Origin of the sequence: Streptomyces sp. NPDC058257, assembly GCF_042881845.1 — a bacterium.
Classification (GTDB): domain Bacteria; phylum Actinomycetota; class Actinomycetes; order Streptomycetales; family Streptomycetaceae; genus Streptomyces.
On record NZ_JBHVXJ010000032.1, the window covers coordinates 41,997 to 64,855 of the forward strand.

Consider the following 22,859-nt stretch of genomic DNA (forward strand, 5'->3'; position numbering starts at 1 on the left):
TTCCGAGGCAATCCCGTAGGGGCGGGTAGGGGACGGATAGGGGTTGTTGCCCATATAGGGCTCCCATAGCGTCTTGATGACGACCTGTTCGTAATCGAGAAAGACGACTACGGGCAGGTCGGTTGTATGCCAGCAGGTTCGGCACACGTCCTGAACAGGTGACTTTTTGATGGCGAATGAAGAGACGCTGCGCGACTACCTCAAGTGGGTTTCGGCGGACCTGCACCAGACGCAGCAACGCCTTAAGGACATCGAGGCGGCGGCTCAGGAACCCATCGCGATCACAGCGATGAGTTGCCGGTTTCCCGGAGGCGTGACCAGCCCCGAGGGGCTGTGGCACCTGCTGGCAGGCGGTCACGACGCGATCTCGGAACTTCCCACCGACCGCAACTGGGACCTGGAGTCGCTCTACGACCCCGACGCCGCGGGAAAGAACGGCACGAGTTCCACGGCCAATGGCGGATTCCTCGACCGCGTCGCCGATTTCGACGCGACGTTCTTCGGTATTTCCCCGCGCGAGGCCCTCGCCATGGATCCCCAGCAGCGACTGCTCCTGGAAACCGCCTGGGAATCCTTCGAACGAGCCGGAATTGACCCCGCGTCGGTACGCGGCAGCAAGACCGGTGTGTTCGTCGGTACCAATGGTCAGGACTACGCCCCCCTCCTCTTCGAAGCCGAAGAGGACGTCGCGGGATATGTGAGCACCGGCAATGCGGCCGCAGTCGAATCCGGCCGCATCTCCTACTCGTTCGGCCTCGAAGGCCCCGCCCTCACCGTCGACACCGCCTGCTCGTCCTCGCTGGTCGCCCTCCACCTCGCCGTGCAGGCGTTGCGCCAGGGCGAGTGCGGGATGGCACTCGTCGCCGGCGTCACCGTCATCTCCACCCCCGGTGTCTTCGTCGAGTTCAGCCGCCAGCAGGGCCTGGCCGCCGACGGCCGCTGCAAGGCCTTCGCGGCGGGTGCCGACGGCACCGGCTGGGGCGAGGGCGTGGGCATGCTCCTCGTGGAGCGCCTCTCCGACGCCCGCCGAGGCGGACGGCCCGTCCTTGCGGTCGTACGGGGCTCCGCCGTGAACCAGGACGGCGCGAGCAACGGGCTCACGGCGCCGAACGGGCCCTCGCAGCAGCGCGTCATCATGCAGGCCCTCGCCAACGCTCGCGTGACGGCGGCGGGCGTGGACGCGGTCGAGGCCCACGGCACGGGCACCATGCTTGGCGACCCCATCGAGGCGCAGGCCCTGATCGCCACGTACGGCCAGGAGCGGCCCGAGGGGCAGCAGCCACTGCTCCTCGGCTCGGTGAAGTCCAACATCGGCCACACGCAGGCTGCCGCCGGTGTCGCCGGTGTGATCAAGATGGTCATGGCGATGCGGGCGGGTGTGCTTCCGCAGACCCTCCACGTCGACGCTCCTACGCCTGAGGTGGACTGGTCGGCGGGCGCCGTCGAACTGCTCACGGAGGCGCGGGCCTGGCCGGAGCGGGAGGACGGCGCCCCGCGCCGTGCGGGTGTGTCGTCGTTCGGAGTGAGTGGCACCAATGCGCATGTGATCGTGGAGCAGGCTCCGGTGGTTCCGGTAGCTGAGGAGTCGACGGAGGCTGCGGGGGCTGGGTCCGCCGTGCCTGCTTCGGTGGTTCCTGGTGTGGTGCCGTTGGTGTTGTCGGGTCGTACTCCGGAGGCGCTGCGGGAGCAGGCCGCGCGGGTGCGTGAACTGCTTGTGGCTGATGCTGAGTTGAAGGTCGGCTCGGTTGGCTGGTCGCTGGCTGTGGCGCGGTCGCGTTTTGAGCACCGGGGTGTGGTGCTCGGTGCTGACCGTGCGGAGCTGCTGTCCGGGCTTGAGCGGTTGGCCGAGGGGGACACGGCGGCTGCCGATGTGGCCGAGGGCCAGGTGGTCACGGGCTCGGGGCGTCCGGTGTTTGTGTTCCCGGGGCAGGGTTCGCAGTGGGCCGGGATGGCTGTCGAGCTGCTGGAGTCCTCGCCGGTGTTCGCCGGGCGGATGGGGGAGTGCGGCGAGGCGTTGTCGCGGTTTGTGGACTGGGATCTGTTCGAGGAGTTGAACGGCGACCACTTTGATCGTGTTGATGTGGTGCAGCCGGTGTTGTTTGCGGTGATGGTGTCGCTGGCGTCGGTGTGGCGCGCGGCGGGTGTGGAGCCTGCTGCTGTGGTGGGTCACAGTCAGGGTGAGATCGCCGCCGCGTGTGTGGCGGGTGCGCTGTCCTTGGAGGATGCCGCCCGGGTGGTCGCCCTGCGCAGTCAGGCGATCCTGGAGTTGTCGGGCAGGGGCGGCATGGTGTCTGTGCCGCTGCCCGCCGAACAGGTGCGTGAGCTGCTTCCGGAGTGGGACGGCCGCATTTCTGTCGCGGCGGTCAATGGTCCTTCGCAGGTGGTGGTGTCGGGTGAGCCCGAGGCTCTGCGTGAGCTGGTGGCGCACTGTGAGCAGCGCGATATTCGTGCCCGTACGATCCCGGTGGACTACGCCTCGCACTCCTCCCATGTGGAGGCGATCGAGGCGCACTTGATCGAGGTGCTCGCCCCGGTGGCGCCTCAGGCGCCGCAGGTTCCGGTCTTCTCGACTCTGACCGGTGACTGGCTGGATGCCGCCAACACCCCTATGGATGCCGGTTACTGGTATCGCAACCTCCGTCAGACGGTCCTGTTCGAGCAAGCCACTCGCGGTCTCCTCGCTGACGGTCATGGTCTGTTCCTGGAGATGAGCCCCCACCCGGTGCTCACCGTTCCCGTCCAGGCGGTCATCGACGAGACGGACCAGTCCACCGCTGTCACCTTGGGCTCGCTGCGGCGTGACGAGGGCGGCGCCCACCGTCTGGCGCGGTCGATAGCAGAGGCGCACGTCCACGGCGCCGAACTCGACTGGCAGGCACTCTTCCCCGCCGCCGACCGGACCACGGTCGACCTCCCCACCTACCCCTTCCAACGCGAGCGCTACTGGCCGAAGTCCGTCCCCGCTGGAGCCGGGGACGTGGTGTTCGCCGGACTGCGGGCCGCCGGGCATCCGCTGCTCGGCGCCGCGGTGGCACTCGCGGACGTCGACGGGTACCTCTTCACCGGCCGGCTCTCCGTGCAGACGCACCCCTGGCTTGCCGACCACGCCGTGGACGGTGTGATCCTGCTGCCCGGCACCGCGTACGCCGAACTCGCGCTGCGCGCGGGCGACGAGGTCGGCTGCGGCTTCCTCGAAGAGCTGACGCTCGAAGCGCCGCTCGTCATCCCCGAACAGGGCGCCGTGCAGCTGCAGATATCGGTGAGCAGCCCCGATGCCTCCGGCAGGCGCGAGCTCGGTCTCTTCGCGCGGCCGTCCGACGGGTCCGACGACGTGGCATGGACCCGGCACTTCACCGGCAGCCTGCTGCCGAACGCCCCCGCGTCCACCGGCGCTCCCGCCGACTTCGACCTGTCCGTGTGGCCGCCCGCCGGCGCTCAGCGGATCGACATCGACGACCTGTACGAGCGGCTCACCGCGAACGGGCACGGCTACGGACCGGTGTTCCAGGGGCTGCGCGCCGCCTGGCGACAGGGCGGTGATGTCTTCGCGGAGGTCACGCTGCCGCAGGAGGCACACGCCGACTCCGAGGCGTTCGGCCTCCACCCGGCCCTGTTCGACGCCGCGCTGCACACCATCGGACTGGGCGACTTCATCGACCGCACGGACCGCGCCCACCTGCCGTTCGTGTGGTCCGGGGTCTCCCTGCACGCCACGGGCGCCACCACGCTACGGGTCCGGGTCAGCGCCGCCGGGACCGACACCGTTTCCCTGATCGCCGCCGATGCCGCCGGGCAGCCCGTCGTCTCGGTCGAGTCCCTCGCCCTGCGCGCCCTCGCCGAGGAGAGCCTCACCGGTTCGCCGCGGCGCGACGCGCTGTTCCAGGTGGAGTGGACGCGGATCGAGGCCCCCCACGACGGGGGAGCCGATTCGCCCGAGTCGTCCGAGACGGTGGTCCTGCCGCTGACCGCTGTCCCCGGCGACGAACTAGTCGCCGTACGAGACCTGTTGAACCGCGCCCTCGACGCCGTGCGCGGCTGGCTCGACGACGAGCAGTCCGCGTCCTCGCGGCTCGCCTTCGTGACACGGGGAGCCGCCGGAGATCTGGCGGCGGCCGCTGTGCGCGGCCTGGTCCGATCGGCGCAGTCGGAGCACCCGGGGCGCTTCGCCCTCGTACACCTGGAGGGCGAGCAGGCGGAGGGCGAGCAGGCGGAGGGCGAGCAGGCGGACGGCGCGTACGCGAAGGCGGGTTCCGAGTCGCTGGTCGCCGCCGCGCTGCGCACCGACGAACCCGAGACCGTCATCCGCGACGGTGCGGTGTGGGCCCCCCGCCTCACCCGGGTCCCCACCGATGACGCCGACGCGCGGGACACCGCCGACTGGGGCGACGGCACCGTCCTCGTCACCGGCGGCACCGGCACCCTCGGTGGCCTGGTGGCCAGGCAACTGGCCGAGCGTCATGGCGTACGGGACCTGCTGCTCGTATCGCGACGCGGCGAGGACGCACCCAACGCCCCCGAACTCCGCGAACAGCTTGAGGAGCTGGGTGCGCGGGTGCGCATCGTGGCGTGCGACGCAGCGGACCGCGAGGCGCTGGGCGCGCTGCTGGCCGAGGTCGGCTCGGATCTGACGGCGGTCGTGCACGTGGCGGGTGTTCTGGACGATGGTGTGGTCACCTCGCTCACGTCTGAGCGGCTCGACACGGTCCTGCGTCCGAAGGCCGACGCGGCCCTCAACCTCCATGAGCTGACGTCCGGACTCGATCTCTCCGCCTTCGTCCTCTTCTCCTCCGCAGCCGGAGTCTTCGGCACACCCGGCCAGGCCAACTACGCGGCGGCCAACGCGTTCCTGGACGCCCTGGCCCAGCACCGCAGGGCGCAGGGCCTCCCCGCGACCTCGCTGGCCTGGGGCCTGTGGGCACAGGCCAGTGAGATGACCGCCCACCTGGGCGACGGCGAACTCGACCGCAGGGCGCGCGTCGGAGCCGCGCCGCTCACCACGGACGAGGGCCTGGCCCTGTTCGACGCCGCCTGCGCCACGGACGCCGCGCTGCTCGTGCCGGTACGCCTCGATCTCGCTGGCCTGCGCGCCCAGGCGGCGTCGGCCGGAGTCCCGCCACTGCTGCGCTCCCTGGTGCGGGTGCCGGTCCGGCGCACCGCCGCAGGCGCCGAGAAGCAGGACGGCTCCGCGCTCGCCCAACGCCTCGCCGCGCTCCCCGGCGCGGAGCGTGAACAGGAAGTACTCACGCTGGTACGCGGGCACGCCGCCGCCGTGCTCGGCTACCCGAACCCCGACGCGATCGCGCCCGACCGGGCCTTCCGCGAGGTCGGCTTCGACTCACTCACCGCTGTGGAACTCCGCAACCGCCTCGCCGCCGCGACCGGCCTCCGCCTGCCCGCCACCCTCGCCTTCGACTATCCGGCCGCGTCCGTACTCGCCCGGCACATCCTCGAAGAGCTCCTCGGCGCCGACCCGACGGCGCCCTCCCGGACTCGGAGCGCACGCACCACCGCCACGGGCACCTCCGGCACGGACGACGACCCGATCGTGATCGTGTCGATGAGCTGCCGTTACCCGGGCGGCGTGGGCACCCCCGAAGACCTGTGGCGCCTCGCGGCCGACGGCGTCGACGCCATCGGCGCGCTCCCCACCGACCGCGGCTGGGACGTCGAGTCGCTCTACGACCCCGACCCGGAGCGCCCCGGCACCTTCTATGCGAGCGAGGGCGGCTTCCTCTACGACGCCGCCGCTTTCGACCCCGCTTTCTTCGGCATCTCCCCGCGCGAAGGCCTCTCCATCGACCCGCAGCAGCGGCTGCTCCTCGAAACCACCTGGGAGGCCTTCGAGCGGGCGGGCATCGACCCGACGACCGTACGAGGCAGCTCCACCGGGGTCTTCGTCGGCGTCATGTACAACGACTACGCCACGCACCTCCTCAGCGCCCCCGGCGGACTCGAGGACCTTGAGGGCTACGTCGGCAACGGCAGCGCGGCGAGCGTCGCGTCGGGCCGTATCTCGTACTCCTTCGGTCTTGAGGGCCCCGCCGTCACCGTCGACACGGCCTGCTCGTCGTCCCTCGTCTCCCTCCACCTGGCCGCGCAGGCGCTGCGCCAGGGCGAGTGCGACATGGCGCTCGCGGGCGGTGTCGCCGTGATGTCGACGCCGGGCACGTTCATCGAGTTCAGCCGCCAGCGCGGCCTGTCGGCTGACGGCCGCTGCAAGTCCTTCGCCGCGGGCGCGGACGGCACCGGCTGGGGCGAGGGCGTCGGACTGCTGCTCCTGGAGCGCCTGTCGGACGCGCGCCGCAACGGTCACAAGGTCCTGGCGGTCATCCGAGGCTCCGCGGTCAATCAGGATGGTGCGAGCAATGGGCTCACGGCGCCGAACGGGCCTTCGCAGCAGCGGGTGATCCGGGCCGCGCTGGCGAGCGCGGGGCTCGCGGCCGGTGATGTGGACGCGGTGGAGGCCCACGGCACGGGTACCACCCTGGGTGACCCCATCGAGGCGCAAGCCCTCATTGCCACCTACGGGCGCGAGCGTTCCGACAGCCAGGAGCCCCTGTGGCTGGGGTCGCTGAAGTCGAACATCGGTCACACGCAGGCTGCCGCCGGTGTCGCCGGTGTGATCAAGATGGTCATGGCGATGCGGGCGGGTGTGCTTCCGCGGACCCTCCACGTCGACGCTCCTACGCCTGAGGTGGACTGGTCGGCGGGCGCCGTCGAGCTGCTCACGGAGGCGCGGGCGTGGCCGGAGCGCGGGGACATTCCGCGCAGGGCCGGTGTGTCGTCGTTCGGCGTGAGCGGGACGAACGCGCATGTGATCGTGGAGCAGGCTCCGGACGATGAGGAGCCGACGGAGGCCACGGAGGCCGAGCCTGCCGGGTCCTCGTCGGTGGTGGCGGGTGTGGTGCCGCTCGCGCTGTCGGGACGGACCCCCGATGCGTTGCGCGGCCAGGCCGCACGACTGCGCGAACGCCTGCTTTCCGACACGGAGTTGGACCTGTCCGACGTAGGCCGCTCCTTGGCGATCGCGCGGTCGCGTTTTGAGCATCGGGGTGTGGTGCTCGGCGGGGGTCGCGATGAGCTGCTGTCCGGGCTCGGGCGGTTGGCCGAGGGGGACACGGCGGCTGCGGGTGTGGTCGTGGGCCGTGCGTCTGGCGGCGCCCGTCCGGTGTTCGTGTTCCCGGGGCAGGGTTCGCAGTGGGCTGGGATGGCCGTTGAACTGCTGGAGTCCTCGCCGGTGTTCGCCGGGCGGATGGGGGAGTGCGGCGAGGCGTTGTCGGAGTTCGTTGACTGGGATCTGTTCGAGGAGTTGGGCGGCGGCCGTTTCGATCGTGTTGATGTGGTGCAGCCGGTGTTGTTCGCGGTGATGGTGTCGCTGGCGTCGGTGTGGCGTGCGGCGGGTGTGGAGCCTGCTGCTGTGGTGGGTCACAGTCAGGGTGAGATCGCCGCCGCGTGTGTGGCGGGTGCGCTCTCCCTGGAGGATGCGGCCCGTGTGGTCGCTCTGCGTAGCCAGGCGATTCTGGAGTTGTCGGGCAGGGGCGGCATGGTGTCTGTGCCGCTGCCCGCCGAACAGGTGCGTGCGCTGTTGCCCAAGTGGGGCGACCGGATTTCTGTCGCGGCGGTGAATGGTCCTTCGCAGGTGGTGGTGTCGGGCGAGCCCGAGGCGCTCGAAGAGCTGGTGGCGCAGTGCGTGGCCCGGGAGATCAGGGCGCGCACGATCCCCGTGGACTACGCCTCGCACTCCGCTCAGGTCGAGGCGATCGAGGCGCACTTGATCGAGGTGCTCGCCCCGGTGGCGCCTCAGGCGCCGCAGGTTCCGGTCTTCTCGACCCTGACCGGTGACTGGCTGGATGCCGCCAACACCCCTATGGACGCGTGGTATTGGTATCGCAACCTCCGTCAGACGGTCCTGTTCGAGCAGGCCACGCGGGGCCTCCTCGCCGACGGTCATGGCCTGTTCCTGGAGATGAGCCCCCACCCGGTGCTCACCGTTCCCGTCCAGGCGGTCATCGACGCCACCGAGACCCCGGCGGCCACTCTGGGCTCGCTGCGCCGCGACGAGGGTGGCGCTCACCGTCTGGCGCGGTCGATGGCCGAGGCGCACGTCCACGGCGTCGAACTGGACTGGAGCGCCCTCTACCCGGGCGCCCGCACGATCGTCGACCTGCCCACGTACGCGTTCCAGCGCGAGCACTACTGGCCCGATTTCGCCGACCAGGCCGACGAGACGCCGCTGACGCGAGTGGACGAGGTCGAGGCACGGTTCTGGGAGGCCGTGGAGCGCGAGGACCTGGAGGAGCTCACCGCCGAACTGGACGTACCGGAAGGATCCGCCACCGGACTCGGTGACCTGCTCCCGGTGCTGTCGGCGTGGCGCCGTCAGCGTCGTGAGCGTTCCGTCGTGGACGGCTGGCGCTACCGGGTGACCTGGAAGCCGCTCTCCGGTGGTCTGCCCTCACCCGTGCTCGCGGGCCGCTGGCTGGTCGTCCTGCCCGAGGAGGCCGCAGGGCACGCATGGACGACGGGTGTCGTCGACGCGCTGGCCCAGGCGGGTGCCGAAGTCGACGAACTGCACGTCACCGCAGCACAGGTGAAGCTCGGACGCGAGTTCCTGGTCCAGCAGCTGCGGGAGAGGGAGCGCGGCGAGGGCAAGGGCGAGGGCAAGGGCGAGGACGAGGGCGAGGGTGGACTCGCGGGAGTGGTGTCACTGCTCGGCCTCGACGAGTCGGCGCACGAGGAGTACGGGACGGTTCCCGCCGGGCTCGCGGGGACGGTCGCACTCGTCCAGGCACTCGGTGACACCGCCGTCGACGCGCGGCTGTGGGTGGTTTCCAGCGGCGCGGTCTCGACCGGCCGCAGCGACCGGCTCGCCCGCCCCGTCCAGGGTCAGGTGTGGGGTCTCGGCAGGGTCGCGGCCCTTGAGCACCCCGAGAACTGGGGCGGGCTCATCGACCTGCCGCAGAGCGTGGACGCCCGCGCGGCATCCCGGTTCACCGCGATCCTCGCGGGAGCTGGCGACGAGGATCAGCTGGCGGTGCGTGGATCCGGAGTCTTCGTACGCCGACTGGTGCGGGCCGAGCCGACCGACGCCGCCGAGCCGTCCAGGCAGTGGGAGGCACGGGGCACCGCGCTGATCACCGGTGGTACGGGTGCGATCGGTGCGCATGTCGCGCGCTGGCTGGTGCGTGAGGGTGCCGAGCATCTCGTACTGACGAGTCGTCGTGGCCTGGATGCGCCGGGTGCCGCTGAACTCAAGGCGGAGCTGGAGGTTCTGGGGGCCGAGGTCACTGTCGCCGCGTGTGATGTGGCCGATCGGGATGCCGTGTCCGCGCTCTTGGAGCAGCTCGCCCGTGACGGGCACACCTTGCGCTCCGTGTTCCACGCTGCGGGTGTCGGACAGGCACAGCCGCTCGCCGGTACCGCCACGGCGGACATCGCCGGTGTGCTCGCAGCGAAGGCCGCGGGCGCAGCGCACTTGGACGAGCTGCTCGGTGACACGCCGCTGGACGCCTTCGTCCTGTTCTCCTCCAACTCGGGCGTCTGGGGTGGAGGCGGGCAGGGCGCGTACGCGGCGGCCAACGCCTACCTCGACGCGCTCGCCGAGCAGCGCAGGGCGCGTGGCCTGACGGCGACCTCCGTCGCGTGGGGCCTGTGGGCCGGTGGCGGCATGGCGGGAGAGGACGGCGAGGAACACCTGCGCCGCCGCGGGCTGCGCCCGATGGATCCGGCGCCGGCCGTCGGAGCGCTCGCACAGGCGGTCGTGCACGACGAGACGTTCATCGCCGTCGCGGATCTCGACTGGGAGCGGTTCGCTCCGTCGTACACATCGGTGCGGCCGAGCCCGTTCATCGGGGACCTGCCCGAGGTACGGCGCGGTCTCGCCGAACAGGAGACGGCCTCGGCCACCGCGTCGGCGGTCGGCCAGGGCGCGGGCTCGGGCTCGGAGTGGGCCGCGCGCCTCGCCGGTCTCGCGCCGGGAGAGCAGCAACGGCTGCTTCTCGACGTGGTGCGCGCACAGGCCGCGGCCGTGCTCGGCTACGCGGGCGCGGAAGCCGTCGAACCGACCCGGGCCTTCCGTGAGCTGGGCTTCGACTCACTGACGGCCGTCGAAGTACGCAACCGGCTCGCAGCCGCGACCGGACTGAAGCTGCCCACGACGCTCGTCTTCGACTACCCGACGTCGGCGGTCCTCGCCGGATACCTGCAAACGGAGCTGCTCGGCGACACGGCGGCGCCGGCGACGGCCGGATCCGCCGCCGCGCCCGCCGGGCGGGGTGTCGTGGACGACGACCCGATCGTGATCGTGTCGATGAGCTGCCGCTACCCCGGCGGCGTCGGCAGCCCCGAGGACCTGTGGCGGATGCTCGCCGACGGCGACGACGCGATCGCCGCGTTCCCCGGCGGCCGTGGCTGGGACCTGGACGGCCTCTACGACGCCGACCCGGAACAGCGCGGCACCAGCTACGTACAGCAGGGCGGATTCCTTTACGACGCCGACCAGTTCGACCCCGTCTTCTTCGGTATCTCGCCGCGTGAGGCCCTCGCGATGGACCCGCAGCAGCGGCTCCTCCTCGAAACCTCCTGGGAGCTCTTCGAGCGCGCGGGCATCGACCCTGGTGTCCTCCACGGAACCCCGGCGGGCGTCTTCGTCGGCGCCTCGTCGCAGGGCTACGGCTCGGGCCTGTCGCAGACCCCCGAAGGCGTCGAGGGCTATCTGCTCGCGGGCGGCGCGACCAGCGTGATCTCGGGCCGCCTCGCCTACTCGTTCGGCCTCGAAGGCCCTGCGGTCACGGTGGACACGGCCTGCTCGTCCTCGCTGGTCGCTCTGCACCTGGCGGCGCAGGCGCTGCGCCAGGGCGAGTGCGACCTGGCGCTGGCCGGCGGTGTCACCGTCATGGCCAACCCTGGCGCCTTCATCGAGTTCAGCCGCCAGCGCGGGCTGGCGGCGGACGGCCGCTGCAAGCCGTTCGCGGAGGCCGCGGACGGTACGGGCTGGGGCGAGGGCGTCGGCCTTCTCCTCCTTGAGCGACTGTCCGACGCCGAGCGCAACGGCCACCAGGTCCTTGCCGTGGTGAGCGGCTCCGCGGTCAACCAGGACGGTGCGAGCAATGGGCTCACGGCGCCGAACGGGCCTTCGCAGCAGCGGGTGATCCGCGCCGCGCTGGCGAGCGCGGGGCTCGCGCCCGGTGATGTGGACGCGGTGGAGGCGCACGGTACGGGTACGACGTTGGGTGACCCGATCGAGGCGCAGGCGCTGCTCGCCACTTACGGCCAGGAACGGCGGGAGGGGCGCGAGCCGCTGTGGCTGGGGTCCGTGAAGTCCAACATCGGCCACACTCAGTCCGCATCCGGCGTCGCCGGAGTGATCAAGATGGTCATGGCGATGCGCGCGGGCGTGCTGCCGCAGACGTTGCACGTCGATCAGCCGAGCAGTCATGTGGACTGGTCGGCGGGGGCTGTTGAGCTGCTGACGCAGGCGCGGGAGTGGCCTGAGCGCGGTGACACCCCGCGTCGGGCAGGCGTGTCGTCGTTCGGCGTGAGCGGGACCAATGCACACGTCATCGTCGAGCAGGCGCGGCACGCCGATGAGGACGCAGAGGCCGTGGCCGAGAGCGCGCCGCCTTCGACGGTCGTGCCGTGGGCGGTCTCGGCTCGGAGCGCGGACGGGTTGCGGGCGCAGGTGGAGCGGTTGCGTGAATTTGCCGCTGGTACCGATGAGTTGAGTCCCGTTGATGTGGGCTGGTCTCTGGTTTCGGGGCGGGCGGTTCTTGAGCATCGGGCTGTGCTGCTGGGGGAGCGTGAGGTTTCCGGGGCTGTGGTGGAGGGCCGCTTGGGAGTCGTCTTCACCGGTCAGGGCAGTCAGCGCGTGGGGATGGGCCGTGAGTTGTATGAGGCTTTCCCGGTGTTCGCGGATGCGCTTGATGAGGTGTGCGCGCATCTGGACGCGGTGCTGGATCGGCCGTTGAAGGACGTGATGTTCGGTAACGATGCCGAGCTGCTGTCCAGGACCGGGTATGCGCAGCCCGCGCTGTTCGCGGCCGAGGTGGCTCTCTACCGTCTGGCGGAATCCTTCGGGGTGCGGCCAGAAGTCGTCGGCGGGCATTCGGTGGGTGAGCTGGCTGCGGCGTATGTGGCTGGGCTCTGGTCTCTCGAAGACGCGGCCCGGCTGGTGGCTGCTCGGGGCCGGTTGATGCAGGCGTTGCCCGAGGGTGGCGCGATGCTGGCTGTGCAGGCTACGGAGACGGACGTACTGCCCCTCCTTGAGGGACTGGAGGCGCAAGTCGGTCTGGCGGCGGTCAACGGCCCCTCGCAGCTGGTGCTTTCCGGTGAGCGTGAGGTGCTGGAGAGCCTGGCCGAGACCCTCAAGGGCCAGGAGCGCAAGGTGCGGTGGCTGAAGGTCTCGCACGCTTTCCATTCGCCGTTGATGGACCCGGTCCTGGAGGACTTCCGCAAGGTCGCGCAGGGGATCGCGTATGGAACGCCGAAGCTGCCGGTGGTCTCGAACGTGACGGGTGAGCTGGCTGAGGCGGCGGAGCTTCAGGATCCGGAGTACTGGGTGCGTCACGTCCGCGAGGCGGTGCGTTTCCACGATGGCCTCAACTCCCTCACCGCATACGGGGTTTCCACGCTCCTCGAACTGGGTCCGGACGCCGTGCTCACGGCGATGGCGCACGACACCGTCATCGAGCCCGAGGCCCAGTCGGGTCTGATCGCGGCCCTGCGTCGCGATCGCCCAGAGCCCGACACGTTCCTGACCGCCCTCGCCGAGGCCCACGTGCGCGGCACGACCGTCGACTGGACGCCTCTCTACGAGCCCGTCGCCGCCCGACGCCGCGTCGACCTGCCGACGTACGCCTTCCAGCGCCAGAGCTACTGGCTCCAGCAGACCGGCACCGGCGTCGCGGACGTCGAGGCTGCCGGGCTCGCTTCGGCGGGGCACCCGCTGCTCGGTGCCGGAATGCCCTTGGCGGACGCGGACGGGTACCTCTTCACCGGGCGGCTCTCCACACAGACACACCCGTGGCTGGCCGATCACGCGGTGGCCGACCGGGTGTTGCTGCCCGGCACGGCCTTCGTCGAACTGGCCGTTCACGCGGGCAGCCAGATCGGCTACGGCACCCTCGACGAGTTGACGCTGGGTGCTCCGCTCGTCCTGCCCGAGCGCGGAAGCGTCCAGCTCCAGCTGCGGATCGAGGCCCCCAACGCCTCGGGCGGCCGACCGGTCAGCCTGCACTCGCGGCGGGAGCCGGCCAGTCCGCAGGGGCTGTCGGCCGACTCATGGACCAAGAACGCCACCGGCATCCTGACGGAGACCGTGCACGCCGTTCCTTCAGAGCTGGCCGTCTGGCCGCCGCAGGGCGCGGAGCAGGTTCCGGTCGACGGGCTCTACGAGAGCCTTGCCGCCGCCGGCTTCGACTACGGGCCGGTGTTCCAAGGCCTGCGGGCCGTCTGGCACCGAGGCGAGGAGATCTTCGCGGAGGTCACCCTGCCCGACGGCGAGCACACGGACGCGAGCGACTTCGGCCTGCACCCGGCGCTCCTCGACGCCGCCCTGCACGCCCGTGCAACGAGCCTGGTGACTACGGACCCGGGTGCGGATGCGGATGAGGGCGGAAGTGGGGCGGGCGGGCTGCCGTTCACCTGGACCGGAGTCACCGTGCACGCCGCTGGTGCGGCGACGGTGCGCGTCCGTCTGGTGCCGAATGGTTCCGACGGCGTCTCCCTGGACGTCGCGGATGCCGCCGGTGCGCCTGTGGCGACGGTGGACTCCCTGGTGTTCCGGCCGATGTCGAAGGCGCTCATCGAGCAGATGAGCGGCCCCGGTGCTGACTCGCTGTTCCGGGTCGAGTGGTCGCGGCTGCCGGAAAGCTCCGGAGAAGTGAGCGGCGGGACGCCGTCGGACGTGGAGGTGTTGTCGGTCGGCGACGTCGACGGCGCCGAGGGGCTGGTTGGCCCGGATACGGTGTCGGAAGCTCTGGCTGAAGTCCTGGGCTCAGTGCAGGAGTTCCTGTCTGATGAGCGGCGTGAGGCGTCGCGGCTCGTTGTGGTGACGCGGGGTGCGGTGGCCATGGCCGATGGTGCGGTGGTGGATCCGGTGGGTGCGGCCGTCTGGGGTCTGGTGCGTTCGGCGCGGTCCGAGCACCCGGGCCGGTTTGTACTGGTCGACGTGGACCGGGCCGCCGCTGAGACAGACGTGAACGACGCGGTGATTGCCGGGGCGTTGGCGTCCGGTGAGCCGGAGGTCGCGGTGCGGGAGGGCGCGGTGTGGGTGCCGCGTCTGGCCCGGGTCGCATCGCCGGACGCTGAGGCGGAAGTCAGCTGGGGCGAGGGTACGGTCCTGGTGACCGGTGCTCTGGGTGGCCTCGGGCGGATCGTGAGCCGTCATCTGGCCGAGCGTCATGGTGTACGGGATCTGCTGCTCGTATCGCGACGTGGTGAGCAGTCACCCGGTGCCGACGAACTCCGCGCGGAGCTTGGTGAGTTCGGTGCGCGGGTGCGTATCGCTGCGTGCGACGCGGCCGATCGCGAGGCGCTGGGCGGGCTGCTGGCCGAGGTCGGCTCGGATCTGACGGCGGTCGTGCACGTGGCGGGTGTTCTGGACGATGGTGTGGTCACCTCGCTCACCTCTGAGCGGCTCGACACGGTCCTGCGTCCGAAGGTCGGCGCGGCCCTCAATCTCCATGAGCTGACGTCCGGACTCGATCTCTCTGCCTTCGTCCTCTACTCGTCGTCGGCGGGCGTGTTCGGCAGCGCGGGGCAGGCCAACTACGCGGCGGCCAACGCGTTCCTGGACGCACTGGCGCAGCACCGCAGGGCGCAGGGCCTTCCCGCGACCTCGCTGGCCTGGGGCCTGTGGGCACAGGAGAGCGGCATGACGGGCGGACTCGCCGAGGCCGACCTGGGCCGCATGGCGCGCAGCGGCATCCTCGCCCTCGAAGCCGAGCAGGCGCTGGCGCTTCTCGACCTGGCCACGGCGAGCGGGCACCCGGCCCTCGTCCCCATCGCGATCGATACCGGCGTCCTGCGCACGCAGCCGCCGGAGGCGCTACCGGCCCTGTTCCGCGGGCTCGTCCGGCCATCCGTACGCCGCGCCCAGGCGGCGGAAGCCGCACCCGAGCGCGCCGAATCGTTCGCTCAGCGTCTCGCGGGCCGTTCGACGGCCGACAGGGAGCGCCTCCTGCTGGACCTCGTACGCGGTCATGTGGCGGGTGTCCTCGGATACGCGTCACCGAACGCCGTCGAGCTGAGCCGGGGCTTCCTGGAACTCGGCTTCGACTCCCTGACCGCAGTCGAGCTGCGCAACCGGCTCACGGCGGAGACGGAGCTGCGGCTCCCCACCACGCTGATCTTCGACTATCCGAACCCGGCGGTCCTCGCCGAGCACCTGTCGGATGAGCTGCCCACGGTCATCGCCGCGGTCGGTCCTCCTGCAGATGCCGGTGACCTGCACACAGAGCTCGACCGTCTGGAGAGCGTCCTGAAGTCGGCCGGTGACGGCACCGACGACGGCGAACGGGACCGCGTCGCCACCCGGCTCCGCGCGCTCCTCTCCACCTGGGACGCCTTTGGCACGGCAGGCGCTGGGGCGGCGGCCGCGGACAGGCAGGACCCGCACAGGCAGGACGCGGACCGGCAGGACGCGGATCGGCAGGACCTGGAGAGCGCGACCGCCGACGAAATCTTCGACCTGCTCGACAACGAGCTCGAAACCCGCTCAGACACCGATCGCCCCGACCACTTCGAGGAGGCGCTGTAAATGGCGAACGAGGAGAAGTACCTCGACTACCTGAAGCGGGCGACGGCTGATCTGCGCGACGCCCGCCGCCGCGTACGGGAACTTGAGGAGCGTGACCAGGAACCCATTGCCATCATCGGGATGAGCTGCCGCTACCCCGGCGGCATCCGCAACCCGGAAGAGTTGTGGCAGCTCGTCGCCGACGGCACGGACGCCATCTCCGCGTTCCCCACCGACCGCGGCTGGGACACGGACGACCTCTTTGACGACGATCCGGACCGCCAGGGCACCAGCACCACCGCCGAAGGCGGATTCCTCTACGACGCCGCCGAATTCGACGCCTCCTTCTTCGGGGTGTCCCCGCGTGAGGCGCTCGCCATGGACCCGCAGCAGCGGCTCCTCCTGGAGACCGCCTGGGAGGCGATCGAACGCGCCGGAATCGATCCGGTGTCGCTGCGCCGCAGCCGCACCGGTGTGTTCGCGGGCGTCATGTACTACGACTACGCGACCCGACTCCACGCCCTCCCGGAGGGCGTCGAGGGCTACATCGGCACGGGCAACGCCGGCTCCGTCGTCTCCGGCCGCGTCGCCTACACCCTCGGCCTCGAAGGCCCGGCCGTCACCGTCGACACGGCCTGCTCGTCCTCTCTCGTCGCGCTGCACCTGGCCGCGCAGGCGCTGCGCCAGGAAGAGTGCGGCCTCGCGCTCGCCGGTGGCGTGACCGTGATGCCCACGGCCGGCACATTCGTGGACTTCAGCCGCCAGCGCGGCCTGTCGACGGACGGCCGCTGCAAGTCCTTCGCCGCGTCGGCGGACGGCACGGGATGGGGTGAAGGTGCGGGACTGCTCCTGTTGGAGCGGCTGTCGGACGCGCGCCGCAACGGTCACAAGGTCCTGGCGGTCGTACGTGGTTCCGCCGTCAACCAGGATGGTGCGAGCAGCGGCCTCACGGCGCCCAACGGCCCCTCCCAGCAGCGCGTCATCCGCGCCGCCCTGGCCGGAGCCGGACTGAACGCGGGCGACGTGGACGTGGTCGAGGCGCATGGCACGGGCACGACGCTGGGTGACCCGATCGAGGCCCAGGCCGTCATCGCCACCTACGGCAAGGAGCACACCGACGAACGGCCGCTGTGGCTGGGGTCGTTGAAGTCGAACATCGGTCATACGCAGGCTGCTGCCGGTGTCGCGGGCGTGATCAAGATGGTTATGGCGATGCGGGCGGGTGTGCTTCCGCAGACCCTGCACGTGGATGAGCCGACGCCTCAGGTTGACTGGTCCGGCGGGGCTGTTGAGCTGCTCACGGAGGCGCGGGCCTGGCCGGAGCTAGGCGAATCTCCGCGCCGGGCCGGTGTGTCGTCGTTCGGCGTGAGCGGGACGAACGCTCATGTGATCGTGGAGCAGGCTCCGGAGGCCGACGAGTCGACGGAGGCTGGGTCCGCCGTGCCTGCTTCGGTGGTTCCTGGTGTGGTGCCGTTGGTGTTGTCGGGTCGTACTCCGGAGGCGCTGCGGGAGCAGGCCGCGCGGATGCGTGAACTGCTGCTTGCTGATGCTGAGTTGGAGGTCGGCTCGGTTGGTTGGTCGTTGGCGGTTGCGCGGTCGCGTTTTGAGCACCGGGGTGTGGTGCTCGGTGGGGATCGCGATGAGCTGCTCGCGGGGCTTGAGCTGCTGGCTCAGGACGGTGCTGCGGGTTCCGGTGTCGTCGCGGGGCGCGCGATCGCCAGCCGTCCGGTGTTCGTGTTTCCGGGGCAGGGTTCGCAGTGGGCTGGGATGGCCGTTGAGCTGCTTGACTCTTCGCCGGTGTTCGCGGATCGGATGGGGGAGTGCGGCGAGGCGTTGTCGCGGTTTGTGGACTGGGATCTGTTCGAGGAGTTGAACGGCGACCACTTTGATCGTGTCGATGTGGTGCAGCCGGTGTTGTTTGCGGTGATGGTGTCGCTGGCGTCGGTGTGGCGTGCGGCGGGTGTGGAGCCTGCTGCTGTGGTGGGTCACAGTCAGGGTGAGATCGCCGCCGCGTGTGTGGCGGGCGCGCTGTCCTTGGAGGATGCGGCCCGGGTGGTCGCGTTGCGCAGTCAGGCGATTCTGGAGTTGTCGGGCAGGGGCGGCATGGTGTCTGTGCCGCTGCCCGCCGAACAGGTACGCGAGCTGCTGCCCAAGTGGGACGACCGGATTTCTGTCGCGGCGGTCAATGGTCCTTCGCAGGTGGTGGTGTCGGGTGAGCCTGAGGCCCTGCGTGAGCTGGTGGCGCACTGCGAAGAGCGCGATATTCGTGCCCGTACGATCCCGGTGGATTACGCCTCGCACTCCTCCCATGTGGAGGCGATCGAGGCTCACCTGGCCGAGGTGCTCGCCCCGGTGGCGCCCCAGATGCCGCAGGTTCCGGTCTTCTCGACCTTGACCGGTGACTGGCTGGATGCGGCCAGTACCCCCATGGATGCGGGGTATTGGTATCGCAATCTCCGTCAGACGGTCCTGTTCGAGCAGGCCACGCGCGGTCTCCTCGCTGACGGCCACAACCTGTTCCTGGAGATGAGTCCGCACCCGGTCCTGACCGTCCCGGTGCAGGCCACCATCGACGAGACGGAAACCCCGGCCGTCACCCTGGGCTCGCTGCGGCGTGACGAGGGCGGCGCCCATCGTCTGGCGCGGTCGATAGCCGAGGCGCACGTCCATGGCGCCGAACTCGACTGGCAGGCACTCTTCCCCGCCGCCGACCGGACCACGGTCGACCTCCCCACCTACCCCTTCCAACGCCAGCACTACTGGATGCACGCCCCGGACGACGACGCGGCCGACGCGGCCGGGCTCGCCGTCGACGAGGTAGAGGCGCGCTTCTGGGAAGCCGTGGAGCGCGAGGACCTGGAGGAGCTGGCGGCCACGCTCGTGGACGTGGACGAGAGCTCGCTGAGCGCGATCCTGCCGGGGCTCTCTTCCTGGCGGCGTCAGCGGCGCGAGCGCTCGGTCGTCGACAGCTGGCGCTACCGCGTCACGTGGAAGCCGGTGGCGGGCGGCCTTCCCTCGCCCGCGCTCACGGGCCGCTGGCTGGTGGTCGTCCCCGAGGCGGCCACTGAGCTCCCGTGGACGGAGGGCGTCATCGACGCTCTCACCCAGGCGGGGGCGGAGACTGTACGACTTTCCCTCACCTCCGACCAGGGGCCGCACGGACGGGAGTTCCTGGCCGAGCGTCTGCGGGAGCAGGGTGAGCTCGCGGGTGTGGTGTCGCTGCTCGGCTTCGACGAGTCCGCCCTCAGCGAGCACGAGGCGGTCCCCGCCGGGCTCGCGACCACGGTCGCGCTGGTGCAGGCGCTCGGTGACGCGGAGGTCGGGGCCCGTCTGTGGGCGGTCTCCCGTGGTGCCGTCTCGACGAGCCGTGGCGGCGACCACGTCGTCAGCCCCGTCCAGGCGCAGCTCTGGGGTCTTGGCCGGGTGGTCGCGCTTGAGCACTCTGAGCGCTGGGGTGGTCTCGTCGACCTGCCGGAGGTGTTGGACGCTCGGGCTGCCACCCGGTTCGCCGCGATCCTTACGGGGGTTGGGGGTGAGGATCAGCTTGCGGTGCGTGGTACGGGTGTGTTCGTGCGTCGTTTCGCGCATGCGTCTGTCGACGCTGGTGCGGGGGAGGGTGCGGCTTGGGCGGCGCGTGGTACGGCGCTGATCACTGGTGGTACGGGTGCGGTCGGTGGTCATGTGGCGCGTTGGCTGGTGCGTGAGGGTGTCGAGCATCTTGTGCTGACGAGTCGTCGTGGTCTGGATGCTCCGGGTGCCGCTGAACTCAAGGCGGAGCTGGAGGTTCTGGGGGCCGAGGTCACTGTCGCCGCGTGCGACGTGGCCGACCGGGACGCCGTGTCCGCGCTCCTGGAGCAGCTCGCCCGTGACGGACACACCCTGCGCTCCGTGTTCCACGCGGCAGGCGTGAGCCCCGCGCACACGGTCGCCGAGATGACTCCGGCGGACATCGCCGAGGTGTTCGGTGCGAAGACTGCGGGTGCAGCGCACTTGGACGAGCTGCTCGGTGACACATCGCTGGACGCGTTCGTGCTGTTCTCCTCCAACGCCGGCGTGTGGGGCGGCGGGGGACAGGGTGCGTACGCGGCCGCCAACGCCTACCTCGATGCGCTCGCGGAGCAGCGCCGGGTCCGTGGGCTCACGGCGACTTCTGTCGCGTGGGGCGCGTGGGGCGGCAGCGGCATGGCCGCCGACGAAGAGGCCGAGGAGCATCTGCGTCGTCGTGGTGTGCGGGCGATGGATCCGGAGTTGGCGGTTGCCGCGCTTGCGCAGGCGGTGGCGCGGGACGAGACATTTGTGGCGGTCGCGGATCTGGACTGGGAGCGGTTCGCTCCCGCTTTCACTTCCGTGCGGCCGAGCCCGTTCATCGGAGATCTGCCCGAGGTGCGGCGTGGTGTGGCCGCGCAGGAGGGTGCGGTAGTAGCTGGCGGTGCTCAGGGTCAGCCCGTGTCGGAGTGGGCGGGGCGTCTTGCCGGTCTCGCGGCGGGTGAGCAGGAGCGTCTGGTACTGGAGCTGGTGCGGACGCAGGCGGCGGCCGTGCTCGGCTATGCGGGTGCGGAGGCTGTTGAACCCTCTCGTGCTTTCCGCGAGTTGGGCTTTGACTCGCTGACGGCGGTGGAGGTGCGTAACCGGCTGGCCGCTGCGACGGGTCTGAAGCTGCCCACGACCCTCGTCTTCGACTACCCCACCGCCAGCACACTCGCCGCCCACCTGCGCACCGAATTGATCGGTGAGGCGGAGGCGGAGACATCGGCCTCGGCGCCCGCGCGAGCGGCCACCACCGGGCGGGGTGCCGTGGATGACGATCCGATCGCGATCGTATCGATGAGCTGCCGCTACCCCGGTGGCGCCGGAACCCCCGAAGAGCTCTGGCGCCTGGTGGCCGAGGGCACCGACGCCATCTCCGGCTTTCCCGACGACCGGGGCTGGGGCCCCGACGGGATCTTCGAGCCCGAGCCGAGCCGCGCCTCCGACGCGGGCTACGCCGCGCAGGGCGGATTCCTCTACGACGTCGCCGAGTTCGACGCCGGGCTCTTCGGTATCTCCCCGCGCGAGGCCCTCGCGATGGACCCGCAGCAGCGGCTCCTCCTGGAAACCTCCTGGGAACTCTTCGAACGCGCGGGCATCGCACCGTCGACACTCCGTGGCAGCAGCTCCGGGGTCTTCGTCGGTGCTTGCGCACAGGGCTGGTCGGCGGGCCTTTCGCAGGCGCCGGAAGGCGTCGAGGGCTACCTCATGACCGGCGACGCGACGAGCGTCATCTCCGGCCGGCTCTCCTACACCTTCGGGCTCGAAGGCCCGGCGGTGACGATCGACACGGCGTGCTCGTCGTCGCTGGTCGCCCTGCACCTGGCGGCACAGGCGCTGCGCCAGGGCGAGTGCGACATGGCCCTCGCCGGTGGCGTCACCGTCATGGTGAGCCCGGCCGCCTTCCACGAGTTCAGCCGCCAGCGCGGGCTCGCGGCGGACGGCCGCTGCAAGCCGTTCGCGGAGGCCGCGGACGGCACCGGCTGGGGTGAGGGCGTCGGGTTGCTTCTCCTTGAGAGGCTCTCGGACGCACGCCGCAACGGCCACGAGGTCCTCGCGGTGATGAGTGGCTCCGCGATCAACCAGGACGGCGCCAGCAACGGCCTCACCGCGCCCAACGGCCCCTCCCAACAGCGCGTCATCCGCCAGGCCCTTGCCAGTGCGGGGCTCGGCACAGGTGATGTGGACGCTGTTGAGGCGCACGGGACGGGCACGACCCTGGGCGACCCGATCGAGGCGCAGGCGCTGCTCGCGACGTATGGCCGGGACCGGCCCGAGGGGCGCGAGCCGCTGTGGCTGGGGTCCGTGAAGTCCAACATCGGCCACACTCAGTCCGCATCCGGCGTCGCCGGAGTCATCAAGATGGTCATGGCGATGCGGGAGGGGGTCCTGCCCCCGACCCTGCACGTCGACGAGCCGAGCACGCACGTCGACTGGGCCGCCGGGTCGGTCGAGCTCCTCACCGAGTCGCGCGACTGGCCCGACGCGGACCGCCCGCGCCGTGCGGGCATCTCCTCCTTCGGCGTGAGCGGTACCAATGCGCACGTCATCGTCGAGCAGGCACCGCAGACCGACGAGCCCGTGGCGGACGTGGTGAGCACACCGCCGTCGACGGTCGTGCCGTGGCTGCTGTCCGCCCGCAGCGCCGACGCGCTTCGCGCCCAGGCCGACCGCTTGCGGGAAGTATCCGCGGACCCGGTGGACGTGGGCTGGTCGTTGCTCAGCGGGCGCTCGGCGCTCGAGCACCGGGCGGTGGTGTTCGGGCGCGAGCGGGACGAGATCCTTGGCGGGCTTGAGGCCGTGGTCTCCGGAGCCGGAGTATCGGGGGCTGTGGTGGAGGGTCGCTTGGGAGTGGTCTTCACGGGTCAGGGCAGTCAGCGGGTGGGGATGGGCCGTGAGTTGTATGAGGCTTTCCCGGTGTTCGCGGATGCGCTTGATGAGGTGTGTGCGCATTTGGACGCGGTGCTTGAGCGGCCGTTGAAGGATGTGATGTTCGGCGAGGATGCCGAACTGCTGTCCAGGACCGGGTATGCGCAGCCCGCGTTGTTCGCGGTCGAGGTGGCTCTCTACCGTCTGGCGGAGTCCTTCGGGGTGCGGCCAGAAGTCGTCGGCGGGCATTCGGTGGGTGAGCTGGCTGCGGCGTATGTGGCTGGGCTCTGGTCTCTGGAAGACGCGACCCGGTTGGTGGCTGCTCGGGGCCGGTTGATGCAGGCGTTGCCTGAGGGTGGCGCGATGCTCGCCGTGCAGGCTACGGAGACGGACGTACTGCCCCTCCTTGAGGGACTTGCGGACCGTGTGGGTATCGCGGCGGTCAACGGTCCTTCGCAGCTGGTGCTTTCCGGTGAGCGTGAGGTGCTGGAGGGCCTGGCCGAGACGCTGAAGGGCCAGGAGCGGAAGGTGCGATGGCTGAAGGTCTCGCACGCTTTCCATTCGCCGTTGATGGACCCGGTTCTCGACGAGTTCCGCAAGGTCGCTCAGGGCATCGTGTATGGAACGCCGAAGCTGCCGGTGGTCTCGAACCTGACGGGTGTGTTGGCGGAGGCGGCTGAGCTTCAGGATCCGGAGTACTGGGTGCGGCACGTCCGCGAGGCGGTGC

General features: G+C 70.7%; 2 protein-coding genes. Both read left to right on the forward strand.

Annotation, left to right across the window (positions count from 1 at the left end; all coding sequences use genetic code 11):
* Positions 1 to 169: 169 nt before the first annotated feature.
* Positions 170 to 15,757, forward strand: coding sequence for a type I polyketide synthase (locus ACFVXC_RS40380; RefSeq protein ID WP_389916474.1), 15,588 nt, complete (start codon positions 170 to 172; stop codon positions 15,755 to 15,757).
* Positions 15,758 to 22,859 (forward strand): type I polyketide synthase (locus ACFVXC_RS40385; RefSeq protein WP_389916476.1); only part of this gene is annotated, 7,102 nt, incomplete at its 3' end.

Coding starts and splice junctions, on each gene's coding strand:
- ACFVXC_RS40380 (WP_389916474.1), top strand. CDS start 170: ATGGCGAATGAAGAGACGCTGCGCGACTACCTCAAGTGGGTTTCGGCG.